The sequence below is a fragment of the Clostridium tarantellae genome (assembly GCF_009295725.1).
GTDB classification, from domain to species: Bacteria; Bacillota; Clostridia; order Clostridiales; family Clostridiaceae; genus Sarcina; species Sarcina tarantellae.
This window is the reverse complement of record NZ_WHJC01000651.1, coordinates 1-467: the sequence shown is the minus strand read 5'-3', so window position 1 is coordinate 467 and position 467 is coordinate 1. Positions and strand designations below refer to the sequence as shown.

Annotated in this window: 1 protein-coding gene; it reads right to left on the bottom strand. The window is 27.6% G+C overall.

Annotated features, from left to right (window positions below; translation table 11 throughout):
• Positions 1–162: 162 nt before the first annotated feature.
• Positions 163–426: a hypothetical protein gene (locus GBZ86_RS16755; protein WP_152892527.1), complete on the bottom strand. Its 264-nt coding sequence runs from the start codon at positions 424–426 to the stop codon at positions 163–165.
• Positions 427–467 lie beyond the last annotated feature (41 nt).

The window sequence follows — 467 nt, the reverse complement described above, 5'->3', positions numbered from 1 at the left end:
CTGATCTGTGGAATTACCAAATAATTTAGCTGATTCACTAGCTAACTTAAATTCACTTTGAGTAACCTTTAATTGTCTTGTTACATCCTGCATTTTCCTTTGGAAGTCTGAACTATTAGCACCTATTTTAATATTAGCTCCTGCCATAATCTAAACTCCCTTCTAATAATCTTCTATATCTTCATAATTATTATAATTATTTTCTTCTTCTTTTCTATTAAAGATATAATTTAAATAATCTATATAGGCTATAAAGTCCATTTCTTCACAATGTTTAAAACTCATTCTTTGTTTAGAAATGGCAAAATCATAAATAGAATATAAAATATCCGTTAAGTTATACTCTTGTTCTATGCTTTCATCTTCATACCCATTTTCCTTATCGTATTCATCAAAAAAGGAAGATTCCTTTGAATCTTCCTTCATTAGTTTTTTGTTAGTTTTTGCATACCTGCTTTAGTTCTACT

Excerpts from the sequence above, each read along its gene's own strand:
- GBZ86_RS16755 (WP_152892527.1), bottom strand. The coding sequence starts at position 426 with ATGAAGGAAGATTCAAAGGAATCTTCCTTTTTTGATGAATACGATAAG.